The organism is Streptomyces sp. NPDC056169 (genome assembly GCF_042268445.1).
Lineage (GTDB): Bacteria > Actinomycetota > Actinomycetes > Streptomycetales > Streptomycetaceae > Streptomyces.
In genome coordinates, this window is record NZ_JBHJUO010000036.1 from 15432 (window position 1) to 37111 (window position 21680).

At 69.9% G+C, this 21680-nt stretch carries 17 protein-coding genes, 1 tRNA gene and 4 pseudogenes; 9 read left to right on the forward strand and 13 right to left on the reverse strand.

The genetic code is table 11. From position 1 onward, the window contains the following. Positions 1 to 31: 31 nt before the first annotated feature. Positions 32 to 670, forward strand: a complete 639-nt coding sequence (locus tag ACFC0G_RS38120; protein ID WP_376413214.1) for an SMI1/KNR4 family protein — start codon at positions 32 to 34, stop codon at positions 668 to 670. A 51-nt stretch (positions 671 to 721) separates the two neighbouring features. Here ACFC0G_RS38120 and ACFC0G_RS38125 read toward each other — a convergent pair. Further along, positions 722 to 795 (reverse strand) — tRNA-Met (locus ACFC0G_RS38125). A 193-nt stretch (positions 796 to 988) separates the two neighbouring features. Next, positions 989 to 1567, reverse strand: a complete 579-nt coding sequence (locus ACFC0G_RS38130) for a TetR/AcrR family transcriptional regulator (protein ID WP_376413216.1) — start codon at positions 1565 to 1567, stop codon at positions 989 to 991. 90 nt (positions 1568 to 1657) lie between these two features. Here ACFC0G_RS38130 and ACFC0G_RS38135 point away from each other — a divergent pair, with 90 nt between their 5' ends. Further along, positions 1658 to 2104, forward strand: a complete 447-nt coding sequence (locus ACFC0G_RS38135; RefSeq protein ID WP_376413218.1) for an anthrone oxygenase family protein — start codon at positions 1658 to 1660, stop codon at positions 2102 to 2104. On the opposite strand, the gene ACFC0G_RS38140 is transcribed toward ACFC0G_RS38135, so the two are convergent. Next, positions 2064 to 2879, reverse strand: coding sequence for a TetR/AcrR family transcriptional regulator C-terminal domain-containing protein (locus ACFC0G_RS38140; protein ID WP_376413220.1), 816 nt, complete (start codon positions 2877 to 2879; stop codon positions 2064 to 2066). The two genes, ACFC0G_RS38135 and ACFC0G_RS38140, sit on opposite strands and share 41 nt — an antisense overlap. Here ACFC0G_RS38140 and ACFC0G_RS38145 point away from each other — a divergent pair. From ACFC0G_RS38145 to ACFC0G_RS38155, 3 genes and pseudogenes are all read left to right on the forward strand, one after another. Further along, a complete protein-coding gene (locus tag ACFC0G_RS38145; protein ID WP_376413243.1) occupies positions 2821 to 4209 on the forward strand; it encodes an MFS transporter in 1389 nt (462 codons plus the stop codon). The two genes, ACFC0G_RS38140 and ACFC0G_RS38145, sit on opposite strands and share 59 nt — an antisense overlap. Before the next feature lie 10 nt (positions 4210 to 4219). Continuing rightward, complete coding sequence (locus ACFC0G_RS38150; protein ID WP_376413222.1) at positions 4220 to 4414, forward strand: hypothetical protein; 195 nt, start codon at positions 4220 to 4222, stop codon at positions 4412 to 4414. A gap of 43 nt (positions 4415 to 4457) precedes the next feature. Next, positions 4458 to 4790: pseudogene (locus tag ACFC0G_RS38155) on the forward strand (IS5 family transposase); the annotation flags it as partial. Positions 4791 to 4997: 207 nt separating this feature from the next. Here ACFC0G_RS38155 and ACFC0G_RS38160 read toward each other — a convergent pair. From ACFC0G_RS38160 to ACFC0G_RS38180, 5 genes are all read right to left on the reverse strand, one after another. Further along, a complete protein-coding gene (locus ACFC0G_RS38160; protein WP_376413245.1) occupies positions 4998 to 5744 on the reverse strand; it encodes a hypothetical protein in 747 nt (248 codons plus the stop codon). A 155-nt stretch (positions 5745 to 5899) separates the two neighbouring features. Then, positions 5900 to 9862: a CHAT domain-containing protein gene (locus ACFC0G_RS38165; protein ID WP_376413224.1), complete on the reverse strand. Its 3963-nt coding sequence runs from the start codon at positions 9860 to 9862 to the stop codon at positions 5900 to 5902. Between the two features lie 221 nt (positions 9863 to 10083). After that, positions 10084 to 11154: a hypothetical protein gene (locus ACFC0G_RS38170; RefSeq protein ID WP_376413226.1), complete on the reverse strand. Its 1071-nt coding sequence runs from the start codon at positions 11152 to 11154 to the stop codon at positions 10084 to 10086. Next, complete coding sequence (locus tag ACFC0G_RS38175; RefSeq protein WP_376413228.1) at positions 11151 to 11573, reverse strand: hypothetical protein; 423 nt, start codon at positions 11571 to 11573, stop codon at positions 11151 to 11153. Before ACFC0G_RS38175 ends, ACFC0G_RS38170 begins: the two co-directional genes overlap by 4 nt. A gap of 166 nt (positions 11574 to 11739) precedes the next feature. Continuing rightward, a complete protein-coding gene (locus ACFC0G_RS38180; RefSeq protein WP_376413230.1) occupies positions 11740 to 13212 on the reverse strand; it encodes an MFS transporter in 1473 nt (490 codons plus the stop codon). A gap of 151 nt (positions 13213 to 13363) precedes the next feature. Here ACFC0G_RS38180 and ACFC0G_RS38185 point away from each other — a divergent pair, with 151 nt between their 5' ends. After that, complete coding sequence (locus ACFC0G_RS38185; protein ID WP_376413232.1) at positions 13364 to 13930, forward strand: TetR/AcrR family transcriptional regulator; 567 nt, start codon at positions 13364 to 13366, stop codon at positions 13928 to 13930. 20 nt (positions 13931 to 13950) lie between these two features. Here the strand turns inward: ACFC0G_RS38185 and ACFC0G_RS38190 are convergent, their stop codons facing one another. From ACFC0G_RS38190 to ACFC0G_RS38200, 3 genes are all read right to left on the reverse strand, one after another. Continuing rightward, on the reverse strand, positions 13951 to 14247 hold the full coding sequence (locus tag ACFC0G_RS38190; RefSeq protein ID WP_376413234.1) for a hypothetical protein: 297 nt from the start codon (positions 14245 to 14247) through the stop codon (positions 13951 to 13953). A 338-nt stretch (positions 14248 to 14585) separates the two neighbouring features. Beyond that, positions 14586 to 15185, reverse strand: a complete 600-nt coding sequence (locus ACFC0G_RS38195) for a dihydrofolate reductase family protein (RefSeq protein ID WP_376413235.1) — start codon at positions 15183 to 15185, stop codon at positions 14586 to 14588. Continuing rightward, the gene (locus ACFC0G_RS38200; RefSeq protein ID WP_376413237.1) at positions 15182 to 16036 is read right to left on the reverse strand and encodes a metalloregulator ArsR/SmtB family transcription factor; all 855 of its coding nucleotides are present in this window, start codon (positions 16034 to 16036) and stop codon (positions 15182 to 15184) included. Before ACFC0G_RS38200 ends, ACFC0G_RS38195 begins: the two co-directional genes overlap by 4 nt. On the opposite strand from ACFC0G_RS38200, the pseudogene ACFC0G_RS38205 reads away from it, so the two are divergent. From ACFC0G_RS38205 to ACFC0G_RS38215, 3 genes and pseudogenes are all read left to right on the forward strand, one after another. After that, a pseudogene (locus ACFC0G_RS38205) lies at positions 16035 to 16328 on the forward strand (hypothetical protein); the annotation flags it as partial. The gene ACFC0G_RS38200 and the pseudogene ACFC0G_RS38205 sit on opposite strands and share 2 nt — an antisense overlap. Before the next feature lie 140 nt (positions 16329 to 16468). After that, positions 16469 to 17098 (forward strand): annotated as a pseudogene (locus tag ACFC0G_RS38210) (IS5 family transposase); the annotation flags it as partial. Between the two features lie 95 nt (positions 17099 to 17193). Next, complete coding sequence (locus tag ACFC0G_RS38215; protein WP_376413239.1) at positions 17194 to 17796, forward strand: GNAT family N-acetyltransferase; 603 nt, start codon at positions 17194 to 17196, stop codon at positions 17794 to 17796. A gap of 357 nt (positions 17797 to 18153) precedes the next feature. Here the strand turns inward: ACFC0G_RS38215 and ACFC0G_RS38220 are convergent, their stop codons facing one another. Together ACFC0G_RS38220 and ACFC0G_RS38225 are read right to left on the reverse strand one after the other, a co-directional pair. After that, entirely contained in the window at positions 18154 to 19674 is a 1521-nt protein-coding gene (locus tag ACFC0G_RS38220; protein ID WP_376413241.1) for a hypothetical protein, read from the reverse strand. A 260-nt stretch (positions 19675 to 19934) separates the two neighbouring features. Next, positions 19935 to 20693: pseudogene (locus tag ACFC0G_RS38225) on the reverse strand (collagenase); the annotation flags it as partial. Positions 20694 to 21680 lie beyond the last annotated feature (987 nt).

Sequence of the window (21680 nt, forward strand, 5' to 3'; positions counted from 1 at the left end):
GGGTCTCGGAGACGAGAGAAGAGATCCTCCGATGGACTCCCGCATACCCCGTATACGCGCCAAGCTGGCGAAGATGCCGTACCAGGTGCAGCGCAGCCACTCCGTGTGTGGAGAGGGCCACCGTTTCCGCCTCGCTCCACGTATCAGCTCTGCGCGAGCCGACGCCTTCGAGACGGAGCACCGCATTCTCTTGCCGGCGGCCTACCGAGCGTTCCTCGTCGAACTCGGAGGTAGCGGTGCCGGCCCCTTCTACGGTCTTCTTCCCCTGGATGAGTGCAGGCTCTTCACCATGAACCGGAAGCCGGCGGATGGCAGCCCACGGGGTTTTACTCATGTGGACCACCCGGACGCGCTGCAAGGTGATCTGTTCCTCCACATCATCGAGATGGGATGCAGCGATCTGTGTCTCATCGGAGTGACCGGTCCCCTTGCCGGCCGTGTGGTCACCGGCAACGCGGACGGCTTCTGGCCTCCGAACGTCTCCTCGGCACAGGACTTCCTCAGCTGGTACGAGCGCTGGCTCAACCACATGCAGGACGGCAAGCACAACGCCGCGCTGGGGCTGTCCTCCCCAGCGATCGAAGCGAGCGCCCCGTGGGGGCACCGCGCCACAGCCCGGTCCTCGCCGCGTCCCTCGGCCGCAGCCACGGACGAACGCACTCGACGGTAGGAGCACGCATGAGGCCCGGATCCACAGGATCCGGGCCTCATGTCACTTCAGTAGCGGGGACAGGATTTGAACCTGCGACCTCTGGGTTATGAGCCCAGCGAGCTACCGAGCTGCTCCACCCCGCGTCGGTAGGCCCAACACTACGCCACTCACGGCGCCCCCAAGACCAGTCCGCTCGACGGCCGTGGCATCCCGGTCCGGACGCACCGCGTCCGGCTCGAAAACCGCCCAAGCTCGTCGTGGACATCCGGGGGCGATGCCGCGGGCGGGCAGCCGCGACCGAGGACACCCCGGCTGCGTGTCCGCCGGCACGGTGCGTCAGACCACGGCGAGCCGGTCCACCAGCAGCTCCGTCCTCCGCTCGGCCTCCTCCGGCGGCAGCCGTCCCGCCCGGGTCAGGGTGGCCAGCCCGTGCAGGGCCGCCCAGAACAACTCGGTGAACAGTCCCGGGTGGACGCCGTCCCCGGCGACGTCCCCGAGGGTCTCCAGCAGGGCGGCGAACGCGTCCTTCAGAGGTTCCGGGGTGTCCTCCTGTGCGAACGCCAGGCCGCCGTCGAGCTGGAACATGGCGTCGTAGACCGCCGGGTTGCCGTCGGCGAAGTCAAGGTAGGCGCGGGCGAGGGAGACGACCCGGGCGCGCGGGCCGTCGGCGGTACGGGTCGCGGCCCGTAGCGACGCGGCCATCTCGGCGGCGCCTTCCAGAGCCACGGCGCCGATGATCTCGCGCTTGCCGCGGAAGTGGCTGTAGAGGACGGGTTGGCTGTACTCGATGCGCTCGGCCAGTCTGCGGGTGGTGACCGCGTCCCAGCCCTGCTGCTCGGCGAGTTCGCGAGCCGTCGCCACGATGAGGCGTTCGCGGTCCGCCCGTTCGCGTTCCTTGCGTTCCTGTACCGACATGATTCGATCCTAGCACCGCTAGACAATCGAGCGGCAGTAGTACTAGCGTTGCCTCATCAGCTAGCAACGCTAGATCCCGGAGGGGTCATCATGCTCAACGCACTCGAGGTCTTCACCACCGTGGTCGTCGGCGTGATGGTGGGGGTGGAGTTCTCCGTCGCCTTCGTCATGAACCCGATCTTCAACGCCCTCCCCGAGGACAGTGGCCAACTAGGCCGCGCCCACGGGGGCCGGATGCTCGGCGCCGTAATGCCGGTCTGGTACATCAGCTCGCTCGTCCTCGTCGCGGTCTGGGCCATCGCCGGATGGGGACAAGACGGCGTCGGCCTCGTCGTCACCGCCGGTGCGCTGCTGATCGTCAGCGTGATCATGTCGGTCCTGCTGCTCGTCCCGATCAACAACCGGGGCAAGACGTGGACCCCTGACAACCGGCCCGCCGACTGGAAGGAGCAGATGCAGCGCTGGGACCGCTTCCACTACGTCCGCGTCGCCGTGATCATCGCCGCCTTCGCCCTGCTGGTCGCCGCCCTCGTCTGAGCCCGCGGGCCGACACCGCGCAGGCGGCGCGGCGCACGACCCCCACTCCCCAGGCGTGTGAGACCCGACTCCGCAGGACACGCACGTGTATGCACGGATGCCCACGAGCCGAACTCGTGGGCATCCGTGCATCCGTGCGTCCGTACATACGGCGTGCCGCGAGCCCTAGCCCGGCCGACCCGTGAGGCCGGCGCCGGGTGAGGTCGGCCTCGATGCCGTCGAGGACTCCGGAAAGGCCGGCGAGGAACAGCGCGTCGAGATCCCAGGGGTCGCCGCCCGCGCGCATCGCCGGGCCGAGTCGTGGATAGGCGCCAGGGGCGAAGAGCGGAGCTCGTACGGCTTCCGGGGAAGCGACCCCCCGGCGGGCGGCGTTGGCCGACAGCCGCTCGGCCTCCACGTCGCTGACGTAGGTCAGTGCCACGCCCTGGACGTAGGAGGCGAACATGAGCATGTAGCGGAAAGCGTCTGCAGGTTCCAGGCCGAGCCCGTCGAACGAGGAGAAGGCGCTCTCGCTGTCCGCCGCGAGTGCGGGGCTGAAGTGCGCGCGGGTTGTCACCAGGACCTTCGCCAGGATCCACGGGTGGCGGTGGTAGAGCTCCCAGTCGCGGCGGGCGGCGCGCTCGAGACCGTGCCGCCAGTTCTGTGGCGGTGTGTCGGGCAGGGGGTGTCGGACAGCGCGGTCTCCACCATGATGGCGACGAGATCTCGCCTCCGCCCTGGCCGCTTGGGCGTCCAGTCCGGACATGCTGATCGCCACCCGCGCGCTCATGGGCATCGCGGGCGCCACGCTCGCGCCCTCGACCCTCGCGCTGATCCGCAACCTCTTCCACGACGACCGGCAGCGGGCCACCGCCGTCGGCATCTGGACGGCCGGATTCGCGGGCGGCGCCGTCGTCGGCCCGATCGTGGGAGGCCTGCTGCTCGAACACTTCTGGTGGGGTTCGGTCTTCCTGATCAACATTCCCGTGATGGCCCTGCTCCTGTGCCTCGGGCCGCTGCTGCTGCCGGAGTTCCGTGACCCGAAGCCGGGCAGCCGCTTCGACCTGCTCGGCGCCCTGTTGTCCCTGGTGGCGGTCCTCGCCGTGATCTACGGCATCAAAACGACCGCCGAGCACGGAATCCGGTGGGCAGGGGCCGGCTCCCTCCTTGCGGGCATGACGGCGGGAGCCCTGTTCCTGCACCGCCAGCACACCACTCGGAACCCGATGATCAACATCGCACTGTTCCGCACCCGCTGGTTCAACGTGCCCCTCCTCATCGACGCCCTGGCCACCTTCGCCATGATCGGATTCTCGCTGTTCAACTGGCAGTTCATGCAGCTCGTCCTGGGCATGAGTCCGCTTGAGTCGGCCCTGTGGTCGCTGCCCACCTTCCTCGTCATGCCCGTGGGCATCGCCCTGGCCGCGGGCACGGCACAACGCATCGGCAAGCCCCGGGTCATGACCGCCGGCCTACTGGTGGTGGCCGCCGGCTACGTCGGGCTGACCGTCATCAGGTCCGATTCCGGCATCCTCCACCTCGTGTGCGCCCTGACCGTGGTGTCCTTCGGCATCGCCGGCGTGGCCGCCGTCGTCACCGACGTCATCCTCTCCGCCGCGCCACCGGAGCGGGCCGGGGCCGCCTCCTCCCTGGCAGAGACCTCCGCGGAGTTCGGCGGTGCACTGGGCATCGCGATTCTGGGCAGCATCGGCACCGCCGTGTATCGAACACAGATGGAATCCCGGGCTCCGGCGAACCTCAGCGCCGAACAACTGGCCTCCGCGGAGGGCACTCCGGGCGGTGCCGTCGACACCGCCCGGAACCTGCCCGCCGGCACTGCCGAGGCCCTACGGAACGCGGCCTTCGACGCCTTCACCCACGAGCTCCGGATCGCCGCCCTGCTCAGCGCGGTCCTGACCGCCGGTGGAGCAGTCCTCGTCGCCCGCCTGCTCCGCCCCTCACCCACCCGACCGGCCGACCTCGCCCCCGCTCCGGACCTGGGGCGGGCCCCGCGTGACGCCGTCGCAAAAGGGCGGATGAACTCGCGGTGTGGCGTGGCCCGATGGGGGAGGAACCAGCTAGGCAGGTTCGTTTGGATCACTTCCGCTGGCCGAGGTTGTCGTTGATGATGTCCGTGTGACTCACCGCATCAGCGCTCTGATCTCGGCCTTCGGCGCCCTTGCCAGCGTGATGCTGCTCGCTCTTGCCGTTCGTGAGTACCGCTCCGGGGCGTCGGTCCTCTGGCTCGTGGCTGGAGTTGTGATCTTCCTCAGCGCTTCGTACACGCTCGTGCGGGACGTGCGACGGCTCCGCGCCGGGCCGACCGCCTGACAGCAGCGCCGTTCCAACCAGCCCCGCCGGTCGTTGTTCGTGTGTGCCGTTGACTGACGCGCAGTGGGCGCGAATCGAGCCGTTACTCCCAGATCGGACTCCGAAACGGGATGGCCGGTGGCGGGATCACCGTGAGGTGATCGACGCGATCGCCTTCAAGTTCCAGTCGGGATCACAGTGGGTCCACCTCCCCGAGAAGTTCGGCAACTGGCGAGGCGTCTACAACCGGCTGCGGATGTGGGCCGTCGACGGCACCTGGGAGCGGGTGTTCACCGCGCTGATCGCGCAGGCCGACGCCAACGAAGACCTCAACTGGGCTGTCTCGGTGGGCTCCACCATCGTACGCGCACACCAGCACGCGGCCGGAGCCCGCAAAGAGGGGCTCCAGCAGGCGAACCGGCAGACCACGCCATCGGCCGTTCCCGCGGCGGACCACAAAGGCGTTCGACGGTGTTGCGCTGCTTGTACGCCTCCGCTTGAAGCAGTGGAGAGGCATCGCCACCCGCTACGAGAAGACCGCGACCATTTACCTGGCCGGACTCCACATCGCCGGGATCTTTCTTTGGTCTGCCAGGCCAACGACTCAGGAACAGGAGCGAACCGCATCGTCCCAGGCACCAGGGCTGCGGTAGTGGTTCTTATGCCCGGCGGCGAGTACGTGGCGCAGTTCGGCAAGGTGCTGGGTGTTCGTGGGGAGATCCAGCCGGTCGAGGAGGGCCAGTGCGGCAGCTGGCTCCAGGTCGCCGTAGACGTCGTGGAAGCTCGCCAGGAGGCCGCGGAAGACGGCCGAGTGCAGGTCAGGGAGCCGCATGGCGGTGCGGTACGTCAGCTCCTTCACCGTCCAGCGCACCGGTCCCGAACACTCCAGAACCCGACGGGCTCGGCGGAGCAGGGCTTCCGATCGCTCGGCCGCCACCCGGTCGATGTCGTTACCGAGAACCTCGGCGAAGGCCGTCGCGGAAGTGGCGTGGTCCTCGAACCAGTCCACCCACAGCGAGTAGGTGACGGCCTCGGCCTCCCGGTCCGCCTCCAGCCGCTGACGGTAGCCGTCCCACAGCACGTCGGCCAGCAGGGGACCCTCCGCACCCTCGTTCGCGAACCGGATCTCGCACGTGACCCAGTACTCGTCGAGGAGGTCCAGCAGCCCGAAAGCCAACCGCACCTGGTCGGCTGCATGCAGGTCTTCGGCGAACACATCACTGGCCCAGGAGTGCGCCACCTGGTTGGCGGTGAGCAACGCGTCCGGCTTCTCGCCGCTCACCCACCCGTCGCGCACCTGGCTGACGCCCTGATCAGCCAGCCAACGCCGCGCTGCCTCCTCGGCTTGCATCTCCACTCGGGAAGTATGGCAAGCCTCGCAAGATCCGAACGAAACGGCCTGGTGGACGAGGCAGGTGCGCGCTGCCTTCTCGGTCAGGCCGAGGGCCTGGGCGAGCTCGGGGGAGGGGAGAAGGCGGCTGCCTCGCCGGGGCGCGCCGCCCCGCTTCAGGCACCGAGGTGGACGAAGGCCGCCCACGCGCCGGGCCGGTACGGCGACGCGGTCCGTAATTGGCGTACCGCCTGGTGGAGGGCCGTCGCGGCGTGCGTGGCGTCGGGGCGGCCGTCCACGAGAAGCCCCGTGTACATCCGCTCCGTCAGGTCACTCGCGGCAGCGTCGTCGACCGCCCAGAGCGTGCCGACGACATGCCGGAACCCGGCGTGGTGGAAGGCTGCGGCAGGGGTGAGGACCTCGTCCGGAACGGTGGCTCCTCCCGAAGCCGACTTGCACGCGGCGAGGAAGGCGAGATTGTTGGCGGGGTGCCGTGCCCGTACGAGGTCCTCCACGGTGAGGCGGCCGTCCTGGAGGATCAATCCCCCCGATGAGGGGTCAGTGATGCTCTGGTCGCCGTGGCAGCTGAAGTGGACCCATGTGTGGTGCGCCAGCGCTTCGGTGACGGCACGAACGGTCGCCTCCGCGCCGTGGAGCCTCGTCAGGCGGGTACGGGGCGCGAACGTGGACAGGAGCTGCGCATCGCGCACGGCGCCCGGGAGCGTGCGGTGCCCCGGAGGCTCCGGTGCGACCAAGAGCACGCTCGGTTCCGTCACCGGCCCGGACACCGCGGCGAGTGCCGTGGAGAGAGCGCGGAGTGTCGGAGCGTACGAGGAGACGACGCGGTCCATGACGCTGTCGTGACCGGCCCCGTCCACATCGTGCTCACCCGCCGCGTGGAGCGGAAGATGAGTCAGCATGTTGGTGGGACACCACCAGACGCGTGGCCAGGGCTGATCCGGTCCCGGTGGTCCGACGTGGCCGAGAGCGTCGAGCACGGGCTCGGCGATGCCCCTCCAGAGCCGGCCGAGCGTCTCGCCGATGGAGTGCTCGCGTACGAGGGCCGCGGCCGGGGCCTCCGCCCCGGACGGGTTCCGGTGCTCGTACGGGAACTGCGCGCGGAGGTGACCGACCGCCATCTCGGCGATCTCCGGGGCCGTGGTCCGCAGCGGCACCGCGCGCACGTCGCGACCGGTGATCAGAAGGGCGTCGCACCGGTACCGGCTGACGTTGACGACGACCGCGGCGCTGCCCCGTGGCAGTTCGAGGACCGGCGCCGGGGGATCGCGCAGGAAGGCGGAGAATCCGGGGAGCTCCCGGGCCTCGGCCACGGCCTCGTCCCACCGGCGTCCGAGCGCCATCACGGCGTCCGGGTGTGGTCCTGCGCCGCCCGCGAGGGGCAGGGCTCCGTTCGGTGCCGCGTCCAGGGCCCGGGCCTCAGGCTGCCTGCCGAGCTGCGCGCGAAGGGCGGTGAGCCGGTCGGCCAGGTCCGGGTCCACGGCCCTGAGGGCCGTCACCTCGGCCGACCACTGCCATTCGCCGGTGAAGACGACGGCGCGGGCCTGTTCGAGTATCGCGATCGCCCGCTCGGGTGGATGGCCGGCGGACAGGGCGCACGCCGCGGCATCGGAGGCGAGACCGGTGGCCTTCGACAGGAGCCGCTGCCGGTCGGTCTGCCCGATGCCGATCCAGGCCAGTTCAGGCAGGAGCCCGATGGCGAGGGCGTAGGCCTCCAGTGCCTGCTCCCAGTCGTCGCGGGACGCCGCCTCGGCGCCCCAGTCCAAGGTGACCCGCAGTCGCATGGCCGGGGTCGCCGTGAGCGAGGCGGCCCGACGCCAGAGCGCCGTCGCCTCGCGCGCATCCGTGGAACGTCCGTCACGCCGGACGAGGAGGGTGGCGAGGGTGTGGAGCAACCGTGGCAGGTCGGAGTGGTGCTCCGGAGCAGCGCCGACCGCCGAGCGCGCATGGTCGACGGCCTCGTCGAGGTCGTCGGCGGAGGGGCGTACGGAGTGGCGCTCGGCGAGGGCGCCGGCCAGATGGGAGAGGTACGTGGCCCGGTCGGGAGCGAGCGGACCCGCAAGGGCCAGCGCCTGCCGGGCCGTGGTGACCGCCTCGTCGAGATCCGCGAGGTCGGGGTGCGCACGGCTGCGGGCGAGCAGCGCTGCGACGTGGTTCGAGTGGTACGCGGCATTGCGCGCCGCCGGGACACGGGGGTCCCCGATGAGTTCCCGGCCTACCTCGATGGCCTCCGAGAGGTCTTCCGCATGGCCGGTCTCGGCGTGGCGCAATGTCAGGTGGAGCGCGAGATTCCCCCGCACGGCGTGCCAGTAAGGGCTGTCGCGCACCTCGTCGGTGATCTCACTGAGGGCGTCGGTGATGCGACCGAGAGAGATGCCCTCGTCCAGGTCGGCCAGATTTCCGTGGAGCCTGAAGCGTTGGCCGAGGGCCCGGGCGAGGTTGGCGACCATGTCGAGGCCCGGCCCGGCCGCGAGGGCGAACGCTTCGCGCCCATGCGCCACGGCCGCATGCACGTCATCGGCCGAGCCCGTCGCATATGCCCTTTCGGCCAGCAGGTTGCAGAGGTTGGAGGCCAGGGTCGCGCGGTCGGGCCCGTCGTACGGGAAGGCGTCCAGGGCCGACTCGGCGCGTGCGACGGCGCGGTCCAGTCGGGTCCGGTCGCCGGTGAGCTGGTACAGCTCCCATTCGTAGATGCCGAGGCCGGTGGCGAGCACGGAAAGATCCTCGCCCCGGACGTCGTCCGAGGAGATCAGCCGCTCGACCTCGGCGATGGTCTCCTCCCAGCGGGCGGGAGTCCCGGTCAGGTGCGCCCGGGCGCCGAGCAGCTTCGCCAGCACGATCCGGCCGTCGGCTGCCGAGGCGTCTCCGGCGTCGTCGCGCACTCTCTCCCGCTGCAGGACGAGCGCCGCATCCAGGCTGTCCGGGGTGCCCCGCATCAGCGCGAGCCGTACGAACTCCTCCTCCACCAGGGGGCGTTCGGGATGATCGGGCGGAAGCAGCGCGAGGGCCGTGAGCATGGCCGCCTCGGCCGCCGCGGCATCGGCGTCGTCGCCGGTTGCTTCGTACCGGTCCTGGTACACCGCTCCGAGGTTGGCGTGGAGCACGTACCGGGCGGGATGGTGGGGGGCCAGCCTGTCCCCACCGCACCCGAGCCGCTCGATCGCCTCGTTGAGGTAGTTCACCCTGCCGCTTCTGCGCCAGCAGGTGCGGAGCGACCGGGTCAGGTACGCCAGTTGATCGGGGAGGAGGTCGGGTCGGGCGGCGACCAGATCGACGCTCAGCCGGGCGACGGCGGCCAGCGCCTCCGTATCGGCGTCGTCGTCCGCCAGCGAGAACCGGGACAGCAGGGCGGCCTCCACCTCGCGCAGGGCCGCCAGGTGATCGGGGCCGCCCGTCGGGCAGGCGCCGGCGGCCCGGCGCAGGAGGCCCAGGGCGTGGTCGAGGACCGTGAGATCCTCGGTCGCGCGCGCATGCCGGAGGGCTTCCTGGGCGGTCCAGGACCAGTGCCAGCCAGGGGGGCGCGGCTCGGTGACGGCGTTCCAGTCCGTCGGTGTCATCCGCTCCCGCACGGTGGCCAGGACCGGGTCGTCCGCGCCCGCCCAGTGCAGCCGGAGAGCGGCGGCATGGACCAGTTCGTCGGCCGGTCCCGCCCGGTGGGCGTCGCAGAGATGGAGGAGTGCCTCCCCGAGGTCCGCCGGGCCGCCCCGCAGGCAGAAGCGCAGGCGCAGGGCCCGGCCGAGGTTGGTCGAGCACACGGCGCGCGTGTTCTCGTCCTCCACCTGGAAATCGTCGAGGGGAGAGCGCAGGTGGACGATGGCGTCGTCCAGGTCGGCCGGCTGGCCCGAGATCCGGAAGCGGGCCATGAGCGCGGCCCCGGCGCGTGCGGTGACGATCGTCGCCATCGCGTGTCCCTGTCCCAGCATGAGCACCGAGTTCTGGAAGAACCGGACCGCTTCGTCGAGGTCCGGGAGGCTCCCGGCGCTCCCGTCGGCCGTCTGGAACAGCTCCATGGCCTGGTCGTTCCAGAAATGGGCGATCGAGTTGCGCGCGGGGCGGGGCAGTGCGTCCGCCCTCTCCGGAATGTGGCGGAAGATCTCGATGACCAGGATGAGGTCGGCCATGTTCTGAGGACGGCTCGTCTCGCCCCTGTGACAGAGGAAGACCCCAAGCGTGCACGCCGCGTCGGACGTCGCTCCGCCCGGGGCCGCCACCGCCTGCAGAGCAGCGTCCACATCCTCCTGCGCGTCCGGCGCGTGCAGGAGGGAGGCATCGCCTGCCGTCTCGTAGCGCGCGATGCGTTGTTCCAGTCGTCGGACGGCCTCGTCGTGCATGAGCCTCCTCGTCAGGGGATGTTCGCCGGACCGCCCGGGTCCGACATCCCGGGAGCGGGAGCGGGAGCGGGAGCGGGAGTCGGAGGGGAAATGGGAAGGGGAGCGGGAGCCGGAGCGGGAATGGGAAGGGACGTGGCATCGGCTGCGGCTGTGGTTCCGGGGTGGGCGTAATCCTGCCCGAGATCGCGTCCCTGCCGCCAGAAGTCGCAGAGCGCGGTGTTCACTTGGCGCTCGTCGTCCCGGGTGGCGGGTACGTCGATCCTCAGTGCGCCGTACAGATCGAACCGGTGCAGATCGAAGGCCACCCTGAGCGCCTCGCCGTACGAGAGGGCGGCGGCGACAGCAGCTCCGTACGCGAGGCGGGCGAGGAGCAGGGGCACGGCCGACAGCAGGACCCACCGGCCGGTCGGAGCGAGCAGCACGACCGAGCCGATGCCACAGACCATTCCGGTCACCGACAGCCGGACCATCGCGTCGAGCATGTCGCGGCGGTTGTCCACCATGACGCGCACCGGATCTCCCAGCAGCGGGTACAGCCGTGGCCAGGCGACCGGGGCGTCCCAGCCGTACGGGCGGCCCGCCCGGTCCTCCGCGGCGGCCAGGGCGTTCCCCAGGCGAGTCGGCCGCGTGAGGTCGCCCTCGGAGGGAAAGCTCTGGCGCAGGACGACCAGGGCCAGTCCGGCACGACGGACCTCACTCGGTGTCGGAGGGATCCCTGGCGCGAGAGCGGTGCTGGCGGACAGCCGCGCCCGGCGCTGGTTCTGCCGCCGGACACCGTACGTCGTGAGGGCCGACACGCGGGCGGGCCAGTAGCCCTCGAGGAGCTTGACGACGGACAGTTGAAGCGGGTGAAACAGTACGGCCACCACCAGCAGCAGCAGGAAGAGCATGAGGATCTCCCCGGCGCCGAGCGTGGTGGCTGCCTTCCAGGCGCTACGAAAGGCCGGTGGGCGGTTCGGTGCCCCCGCCCATACGAGGCTGAGGAGGAAGAAGGATCCGGCGCACGTGGGCAGATACCCGACCAGCAGGAACCGGCCGGACACCAGTGAAGTGGCCGATCCCGTGACGGCGCCGAGGTTCATGCCGCGTCCGCCATGGGGCCGTGTCCTTCCGGGCAGTCGGGTGGTGGCTCGTCACCCGAGACCCGGAAGGCGACCTGAGCGCACCCGCTGCACGTGAGCCTCATGAGGGTGAAGGTGGTAGGGGCTCCGGGAAGGGTGGCGCCGTCTCCCGCGCCGATCTCGATGCCGCGGTCGACGGAGTCCGACGCACCGGTGATCGCCTCGAAACGGGCCCTTCCCACGACGCCCGCACGTGTGCCATCGACGCACAGCACGATGTCTCCGGTTTCTGCGTCCGCCCGGAAGATCGCCATGAGGAAGGCCGTGATCAGGGACAGATCGGCCGCCGCCCCTACGTACAGGCTGGTGACGGCACGCGATGCGTCGATCCTGCGGTCGAACAACGCGTTGAGATGTGACCCGGCATGCCTGTCCGACATCGTTGCCCCCCTGCACGATTCAGAGGAGCCTACTCAATCGACCAGGACTTGTCCGGGCGATCACGTACGGAGCAATGGTGAGCGCTGTGGCGGTTGCGGTGCCGAGCTGGACGTACCGGCGCTTGGCGTAGCGGGTGGGAGAAGAGGGCCATGGAATGGTCTTGGTCTAGCTCGGGCTGACCGCGGATGCCTCGTTCGTGGTGGTGACCGCATCCGGATCGGTGGAACGTCGCGGCGCCGCGGAGCCTTCGGCGGGCTTGGCCCTCTCCAGCCACAGGCCGGTGAACACGGCGGTGGCCAACGTGATGGCGCCGGCCGCGAGGAAGGCGCTGGTGATGCCGGTCTCGAAGGAGGCGCCGCCGGATTGCCGGGTGCGGACGATGGCTCCGAGTACCGCCACGCCGAGCACGGCGCCGATCTGCCGGGTGGTGCTGCTGATGCCTGACGCGAGGCCGCCTTCCTGCGGGCTGACCGCTTGGATGGCGGCGCCCGTCAGCGGGGACATGGTCAGGGCGAAGCCGGTACCGGCGAGTCCCAGCCGCCACCACACGTTCCCGTAGCCGGTGTCGGCGTGCACCATGCCGAGCGCCAGCAGTCCCAGGCCGGCCAGGGCCAGGCCGGTGGTGACCACGACGCGGAAGCCGTGCCGGGCGGCGAGCCGGCCCGCGTACGGGCTGACGATCACCATGGCGAGGGACAGCGGCAGGGTCTGCAGGCCGGCGCGCAGGATCGAGCTGCCCTGGACGTACACGAAGAACTGGGAGAAGAAGAACGACGAACCCATGAGCGCGAACCCCACCACGACCATGGCGGTGTTGGACACGGTGAACAGGCGCTGCCGGAACAGCCGCAACGGCAGCATCGGTGCGGAGCGACGCGCTTCGACGGCGACGAAGGCGGCGAGGAGGATCGCCGCGGCGGTGAAGCTGCCCAGGATGACCGGCGAGATCCAGCCGCGGGCGCCGCCCTCGATCAGCCCGTAGGTCAGTGCCCCCACCGCCAGAACGGACAGCACCGTCCCCGGGATGTCGATCGCGGGGGCGCTCGGATTGCGGGACTCGTCGAGGTGGCGCAGGCCGACCAGCAGCAGGATCACGCCGATGGGCAGATTGACCATGAAGATGGCGGGCCAGCCGAAGGCCTCTGTCAGCACTCCGCCTGCCACGGGGCCTGCGGCCAGACCGATTCCGCTGAATCCGGCCCACAGCCCGATCGCCTTGATCCGTTCTTGCGGCACGGGATGGGCGGCGGCGAGCAGGGCGAGCGAGGCAGGGCTCAGCGCCGCGGCCCCGATGCCCTGCAGCACCCGGCCGGCGACCAGCCAGCCGGCCGAGGGCGCGAGGCTGCACAGCAGCGACGCGGCGGTGAACACCGCGACGCCGGTCAGGTACACCCGCTTGCGGCCGAACCGGTCGGCGAAGACGCCGCCGGACAGCAACAGCATGGCGACCAGGAGCACGTACGCGTCGACGATCCACTGCAGACCGGTCAGCTGGGTGTGCAGCCGGTGCTGCATGTCCGGCAGCGCCGCTCCGACGATCGTGTTGTCGAGCAGGACCATGAACTGGCCCAGACAGATCACCGTGAGCAGCACGGCCCGGTTTGGTCGACTGCCTGCGGTCGGTTGCGATGCGGCCATGGAGATCCCCCTCGATCGGTAGTCGCGCCCGGCCGTGGTCGACACGGGTGGCGATACGCCTGAGCGCTCTAAAGCAGTCAGCGACTGCGTTAGGAGACCATACGGACGCCCGCCTCGCAAACGCAAGTACTGACTGCGTTAAGGTGGGGGCATGAACGAGCGACAGGGAGCCCGGCGGCCCGGCGGGCGCAGCGCCCGCGTCGGCGCGCAGGTGCACCAGGCCGTCACCGACCTGATCAGCGAGCGTGGCTACGGCAACTTCACCGTCGGCGAGGTCGCAGCCCGCGCGGGCGTGGCCGACAGCAGCATCTACCGCCGGTGGGGCAGCCTGGAAACCCTGCTCACCGACGTGGCGCTCACCCGCCTCAACACGCGGTCGCCGATGCCCGACACCGGAAGCCTGGCCGGCGACCTGCGCACATACGCGGCCAACGTGGCCCGCGAGATCACCGGACCCGACGGCCCGGCGGTGCTGCACCTGGCCGTCGCCCTGTCGAGCAACGGTCAGCAGGGCCTGCAGGCCGGTGACGACCTCCGCGCCGAACGCATGCGGCAACTGCAGTCCATGCTCGATCACGCCCGCGACCGTGGCGAGCACGCACCCGACGCGTTCGACGTGCTGGACCACATCCTGGCCCCGATGTACATCCGCGTCCTGTTCGGCATGGGCCCGCTCACCCCGGACTACATCGACGGGCTGGTCGACCGGTTGCTGTGACCTCGACCCGGTCCCCGGGATCAGCCCCCGAACGCGGTGCCACGGCACCGTGAGGTGCACGCCGACACCCGCCCGCTCCGCCCGCCCCGCTCGGCCCCCGGCCCTTGGCCGACGTACGCGGCCTGGCTGAATCCGTCGGTCGGCGGACCGCCGCCGCGACTCGGGGTGAAGTCGACGTCCAGGTACGGGTCGTAGGCGTCGGGTTCGTCGGCGAGGTCGCGGGTAAGGCCGGCGCTCTTCCGCAGGGAGCGGAGATGCTCACCGCGCTCGCCCCGCTCCGTGACGGCGTAGCCGACGGCAACTTCGGGGCGTGCCACGGCGCCCCCTCAGGCGGTGGGGCCGGCGGCCGCGTTCAGGATCCGGCGGAGGCTGCCGCGGCTGAAGAACATCGGCAGCATCCGCGTGTGCCCGGACGCCACCCCGCCCGGCTGGCCATCGCTCGGCGCCTCGCTGACGCGGCCGATCCACTGGGAGCCAATCGAGCAGCAGCACGCCCAGACGGCCGAGTACGCACCGCGCTCCGGCTAGGCACCGCCAAAAGGCCGAGCAGGTGCTGCGCCGCTTCACCCATGGCGGACCCAGCAGCGTCGCGGTGCCACCCCCCCCAACCAGCCGGGCCGGCCGCCTCGCGCGCTGAGTGTGCTGATCGGTCGGATCAGCGCACCCGGTCGTAGATCATGGCGATCTCACCCAGATCGCCGGTCTCCTGATGGGCGAGCGTCCACTTCGTGCTCGGCAGGCCGTCGTCGAACAGCCGCTGCCCGCCCCCGACGATCTCGGGGAAGATCATCAGATACAGCCGGTCCAACAAGTCTGCCGAGAGAAGTGCCTTGATGACGCTGGCGCTGCTGTTGACGAGGATGTCCCCCTCACCGGTGGCCTTGAGGTCGGGGACGATGTCCGCAGCGGGAGCGTTCACCACGCGGGTGTGTGCCCACGGCGCCTCGGCCAAGGTGGTCGAGAACACCACCTTTTCCGTGTCGACCAGCCACTTCGCATATCCACGATCACGCGGATCGGCGTTCTCGTCCGCGGCGACCGATGGCCAGTACCCCAGGAATCCCTCGGCGTTGACCCTGCCGAGCAGCGCCGTCGTCGCGCCCTCCCAGATACGGGTGAGATGGTTTCGCGCGACCTCGGTTGTCACGTACGGGGCGAATGCGCTGAAATCGTTCGCCCCACCGGGACCGTTGTAACGCCCGTCGAGGCTGAGAGCCAGGTTCGCGGTCACCCTGCGGCCGGTCGAGTCGGTCATTTCGCGCTCCTTCTATCGGCACTGTCGGTGTCGTTCGGGTCTGCGGCGAGGGCCGCCAGGAGTTTGTCGAGGCTCTGGCCGAAGCCGATCTCGATGCCTGCGATGAAGTCGGCGGAGTCGACCGTGCTGTCAGTGATCCGCCAGTGGGCGTCGAGGTCCGTGCCGGTACCGCTGGGCTTCAGGCCGAGGTCGACGTGGGCAGTGAACGCGATGCGCCCATCGGGCAGCACCGGAGAGAGTCGGTAGCTGAGGCTCTCGCCGGGGCGCACGTCTTCGACGACTCCCTCCGCGCGACCGGCGACCAGGTCAGAGCCGTCGGAGTCCTCGGCATCGCGGTACTCCTGGACGACCCGCCCACCCGGTCGCGCCTCGAAGACGAGCTCGGAGACGCGAAGGTCGTCCGGCGTCCACCAGTGGGCGAGCAGGGATGCCTCGGTGAGATGGCGCCAGACCAGCTCGGGTTGCCCAGGCAGCGACCGGTGGAACCTGAACGAGCGACCATCGGCCCACCCGGACTCCTCTGCGGCGAGCCGCTCCGCGCGGAGGCTGAGCCCGTAGCTGTCGTAGGTCGTACGCGAGCCACCGACCTGGTCCGCAGTGTCGGCGAGCCGGTTCAACGCAGCTGCCAGATCCCGCAGGGGAGCGGGCTGAAGCGCGTAGATACGGCGCTGGCCGGTGCGCTGCGAGGTGACGATGCCGGCACGTTCAAGGGTCTGCAGGTGCTTGGTCGTCTGCGGCTGGCGCGCCTCGGCGAGCTGGGCAAGCACGCCGACCGGGCGAGGCCGCTCGGCCAGCAGTCTCACGAGCCGCCAGCGGGCCGGGTCGGCCAGTGCGGTGAGGAGTGCATCCATGAACACAATCATTCTCTACAGAGAATATTCGTGTCAAGGAATATTAAGCCCCCAGGCGCCCCGAGCTGGAGGCCGCCGCGAAGCTCGCCGGGCAGATCCGCTCCTCCGGAGCCGCCGTGACCCTTGTCGCCACGAGCACAATCGGCTCAACCGCGGCATCGAACTCGCCGCGCTCACGCAAGGGCTGAAGGCCGGCGACGTAGGCCTGGACTGCCTCGCCGGAGAACCGAAGGCCTCGCACGCCCCTTCCGAGGTCGTGTTCACCGTGCGCGCGACCATGTCCGGCTTGGAGCGCGAGCACATCCGCAACCGCACCCTCGAAGCCCGTGAGCGCCCCCGCAAGCGAGGCAAGACCACCGGCAGCGCGAGCGTCACCGGCCCTCCACCTGCGCGATCGGAAGATGAGCCTGCGCGACATCGCCAAGCGGCTCGTGGGCCGACCACCACCGGAGCCTGGAAGCCATCGCGTGGAAGTACCGCACCTGCTCACCCTGACGCGACCTGCCAGAAGAGCTCGGGCCCTTCCGGACCGCGCACAAACGCCTGATCAGGTCATCCATGGGCGGCACTTGGGCACGGGTTCTGGCGGCGGTACTTGCAGTGGTGGATGCCGATGACGAGGCGGGCTGGACGGTCTCTGCGGAGTCCACGGCTGCCGGGCTCACCAGCATTCCACCGGAGCTAGGAAAAGAGGGCGCCCGGCCGGTCCGAGCCCAACGACCACACGCTCGGGACGCCCACGTGGTGGCTTGAGCACGAAGGTCCACCTGGCTGTCCATCCATGTCACCGTGGGCCAGGCCGGTGACGCGTCGGCCTTCGAGGCGGGCATGGCCGGAATCCGGATTCCACGAAGCGGGGTCGGCAGACCAAGAACCCGGCCCGCGGTTGTCCTCGCTGATCGCGCCTATTCTTCCCGCGCGATCCGTGGGCATCTCGGTCGCCGAGGTATCCGGGCCGTCATTCCGCAGCCCGCGGACCAGGTCGGCCACCGCGTACGGCGAGGCCGCGCCGGAGGCCGCCCGCCTGGCTTCGACGCCGAGACATACAAGGAGCGCAACACCTCCTATGTGGGCTCGTCGCTGACCAGGCATGGCGACGCGCCACGGAGCGGAGAAACGCGGTGGTCCCGGCCTGAAGGCCCCCATAACATCCGCCTATGACGGAAAGCATCAGGATTGCAGGCGACGAGCATGACTCAGGGGCTGAAAGAGAGCTTTCCTGGCGGGCCAAGTCCGTCGGCCTCGTAGCACTCGACATAGACGACGCCGAGCTCATACACACCTGGCGATCCGACCCCGTAGCCGCCCACCAAATAGGCATCTGGCCGCGCTCACTCACCGCCATGCGCGAGCGCATCGAGCGCGACATCGAGGACGACGATCGCGACGACTTCCTTATCTACCCTTCCAGCGGCACTCCTGTCGGCTACGTTGCACTGACCAGCCAGAACATCGTCAACGGCACAGCCCAGGTCGAGCTGCTGCTCGCTGCTCAACATCGCGGGCACGGCCACGGCACAGCTGCCCTGGACGCTGTGGTGGACCTAGCCTTCGGCGAACTCCCGATGTATCGGCTCACGGCGGAAACGCACACCGACAACACCCCCGCGCTCGCCGTCCTTGCCAAGTCCGGCTTCACCCAGGAAGGAATCAGCCGCGCCGCCTGCCTGCACCGTGGCCGCCGCCACGACCTCGCCGTGTTCTCGCTACTCCGCCCCGAGTGGGAAGAGCTGAACCGTCCTCGTGCCTGGGACGCCTGACCGGCGGAGGGCTTGTCCACCACCCAGCCCAGCCAGGCGCGACACTCCTCAGAGCATCAAAGAGAAAGGCTCTAGGGGTGTCTGGCAAATGATCAGCTGGCTGGTTCGTGGAGCCAGAGGATCAGCGAGGGGTGATCGAACGCGCGATGGCACAGCACAGGCATGCCGACGGGTGACCGTCCGTCCGGCATGCAGGGGCCAATCTCACCCGTTCGATGACGAGTCAGCGCACGTCAAGCGATCTGGACACCCTCCGCGACCGCTCCCCAAGATCTGTGCCAGAACCGAGATGTGGAATCGCTTGCCGGGCGCGTTGGCCTCAGTGGATGGCCGACGGCGATTGCCTGCCCGTGATCGCTACGTGGGCGTCGTCTCTCGGCGTCGGGCCGCCGCCAACGGGGTGGCGGCGCCGTTCAGGCAGCGGTCGAAGAGTGCGTGCATGCGGGGGACGGGGAGGGACGGGTTGGCCGCGGCGCCCTCTGCGGTGCGGAGGTCGGTGAGGAGGGTTTCCAGGGTCTCCGGTGTCAGGGCCGGGTTGGCGGCGGCTGCCCGGCGTACTGCATCGTCGGGGTCTTCCAGCGGAGGTTCGGGCAGGGTGGGGTCGGCCGCGGCCAGGGCGCGTACCTCGGGGTCCGGGTGGCCGATGAGGTGGGTCCGGCCGGTGCGGGGGAACGCGGGCAGGGTCAGCAGGTGCGGCCGGTGGGCCGGGCGGGTCACGAAGACGTCCAGGAGAAGGTGCGGCGGAGCCAGTGGGTGGTGGCAGGCCAGCTGGATCCGTACCTCCTCGTCATCGTCCAGCGCCAGTGTCCCGACGAGCTCTGCGGGCAGGCCGGGCCAGCTCGCCGCAACCCGGCGGAGCACCGGTTCCTCGGACGTCGCGCAGGTGGCGTACCAGTCGGGCGAGGACTCGGTGGCCGGCTCCGTGATCGGGCAGGTGCAGTCGGGACCGTGATCGACCACACTCTGGACCGCCTCGAATTCGGCCCAGGTACGGATGGAGGGCTGGAGGCGGGCACGCATCCGCACGTCCTCGTCCGGATCCTGCCTCAGCTCCGTCGACGCCGGTCCCAGGTCGGGCCGGGTGGCGACCAGCCTGCGGATCTCTGCATCGGGGTGGCGGGCGAGCCGGGCGAGGGCGTCGGCCGGGGTATGGCGGTTCCCGGCCAGCGGGCGCACCTCGTCGTCCGCGAAGCACTGCTCGACGACCGCGGGTGACAGGGCACAGGTACCGAGCACGAACCACGTGTCGCGTGGTTCGAGGGACGGCAGTTTTGCCTCCACTGCCTCCGGGTCCAGCACCCATCTGCGTTTCCGCGCCGCCTTCCGCACCGCGGGGTCGGGGTCGTCGAGCAGGTCATTGCGCTGCGCAGCGGTGAGCGACTGCCACTGGAAGACGGCGCACAGACGGAGTGCGGGGTGGTCGTGACCGGCCATGTCCCGCGGGAAGGACCGAGGGACGTGCCGGGAGGACCAGAGCTCCCCGACGATGTCCTTTTCGGAGACCCTGCCGTCCTCGCCTCCTTCCTCGGCGGTCAGGAAGGTGACGAGGATGTCGTCCGGCAGGGGCCGGACCCATCGGGGCTGGACCCGGGTGCCGCGGGCGAGATGTGCACGGACGAGTCCCGAAGGGTCCGATGCCAAGGGAGCGAGTCGTGCGGGGTCGACGTACAGGTTGCGGGCGAGGGCGCGGCGGATCGGCTCGACCGGGTGGCGGAGGGCCGCGTCGATGACGGCGTCGGGCAGGTCGCGGCCCTCGCACATCAGCAGGCCGGCCTCACCGGCCGCTTCGTCCAGGAGGCGTATCAGCACGTCGGCGGGCGCCGCCGCGTTGAAGGCGATGCCGCGCAGCCACAGTTCACGGAGAGAGTCGGACACCATGTCATCCTGCCACCTCGCCTCCTGAACCGGGCCGCCCGATGGCTCCCTCGTTGGCGCTGACCTGCGGCTCCGTCCGCAGGGCTTCGACCATGACTGGTGAGGCGGCCGTCATCGAGATCGATTCTGACTTTCGCTCCGAGCGCGTTCGTGCGACGACGCAGCCGTCAGGCGCAGGTGGGCTTCATCGCTACCGCGTCCCGCCCATCCGGGGCGGCGGACGAGTCGCTGCCCCGGACCTACCGGAGGAGTACGGGTCAGGCGCCGGCTGCCACGCTCGTCAGCCAGGCGTTCCAGTCGCTCTCGTAGTCCAGTGAAGTGAGGAAGGAACGCGCGGCGGTCCAGTCTCCGGTGCGGTAGTGGCCGAGCACGGTGGCGACGTCGGCCGGGTGCTTCTCGACCATATAGCGGGCGGCGAGGTAGCCCCAGTTGTAGGTGCGGTTGACGTCGCTGTTGGCGTAGGTGGTGTCGAACAGCGTGCGCAGGGAGTACGTGTGCTTGCCGGCCTCGGCTACCGCGTTGGCGTAGGTGACGCCGCGGTAGGAGTAGGAGATGTACTCCGCGATGCCCTCGCCCCACCACACGGTGGGGGTGGTCTGACTGGCGCCGAAGTCGCCGTAGAGATTGAAGCGGCCGTCGAGGTAGTGGGTGTACTCGTGGTTGAGGTTCCAGATTTGCCAGCCGGGGCTGACGTCGGTGCGCTCGTAACATATGAACCGGGGCTGGTTGCCCGTCACGGAGGGGTCTCCCTCCAGGTACATGCCGCCGTTGTTGGTGTCGATGCCGTAGATCTTCCTCGCGTAGGCCTTGTAGTCGGCGCTCGAGTTGAAGACATCGACCTCGAGGGTGGTGTTGTGGTCGTTCGTGACCGGCCCAGAGTCCTTGGCGACGCTGTGGAAGTAGGCGTCCTGGTTGGCCAGGCTCGCGCAGGTCGCCGTCAGCTGGGCGGCAGTCATCTCCTGGGCCCGGATCCGCAGCGACGGGCTGCAGTCGTGGACGATCGGCAGGATGCGCGACTCCAGCCCGCCGCCGGCGGTTGCGCCGGGGGCGCCGTTGACCTTGCCGTGGGCCGGGCGCTGGCCCGGGTCCGCGAAGACGTGGTCCGGCTTGGGCTCGGCCTGGGCGGCCTGGGCGGGAGCGGCCGCGAAGGCCGATATGAGCAGGGCGGTGGCGATGGCCATGGCGCGCAAGATGCACTCCTGGGGAGGGGAGTTGGAGGGGCCCGTCCGCGACGGATGCTGAGTAAAATTGCACATGTCACATGGCTTTTCAATACTGTTCACAGGACGTACTGCGCTCGTTCGTCGCTCCATGGCTGAACCTGCCTGTGCGTCACCAGTCGTGGCGGCGAGAGTGAAGGCCGCGACTCTTCGCGCGGGGTCGGAGTGCCGTGATCGACGGAGGGAGCGCTCCGAACCCGCCGCACACGCCGGTACCTGCAGCAGGCGGTCGACGCCCTGGTCGAGGCCGAGTCGGCCCAGGTGGAGGCCTGTCGGCCGGCCGACGGACACCTGGCGGCCGCCGTCCCGCTCGCCTCGGGGCAGGCCGCGTCGGCGCTGGCGCGGTACGAGCGGTACGAATGGCGCACCGCCACCAGCCGCCGCCCCCCGATCGGCCCAGCTTCCCGTACGGGAGAGGCGCCGGCCGTCCTCGAAGTCGAAGTCCTTCCCGTTCAGCCTCTCGAGAAGCGTCGTTCCGTCCTTTTGAAGCACTGCGCGGGTCCCCTCGACGACCAGCGACTTCGGCCTTCGTGGCGTCGTGGAGCCCTGTTCCCTCGTAGTGCTGAAAGGGCCGGCACGCGCCGTCGGAACAGTCGCAACCACCGTCAAGCCACTGAGGGTCGCCCCCCGGCTCGTGTATCCAGCGCTGCCCGCAGCCGCTGATGAGTCATGCGGGCAGCGTTTACGATGCACGTCCTAGGGCGTGTCCGCAATGTCGGTCGGTCGTTACTCCGTTCGTGGTGCGACGTCATGAACTGACTGATCAGGCCTGGGAAGTGATCGGGCCGT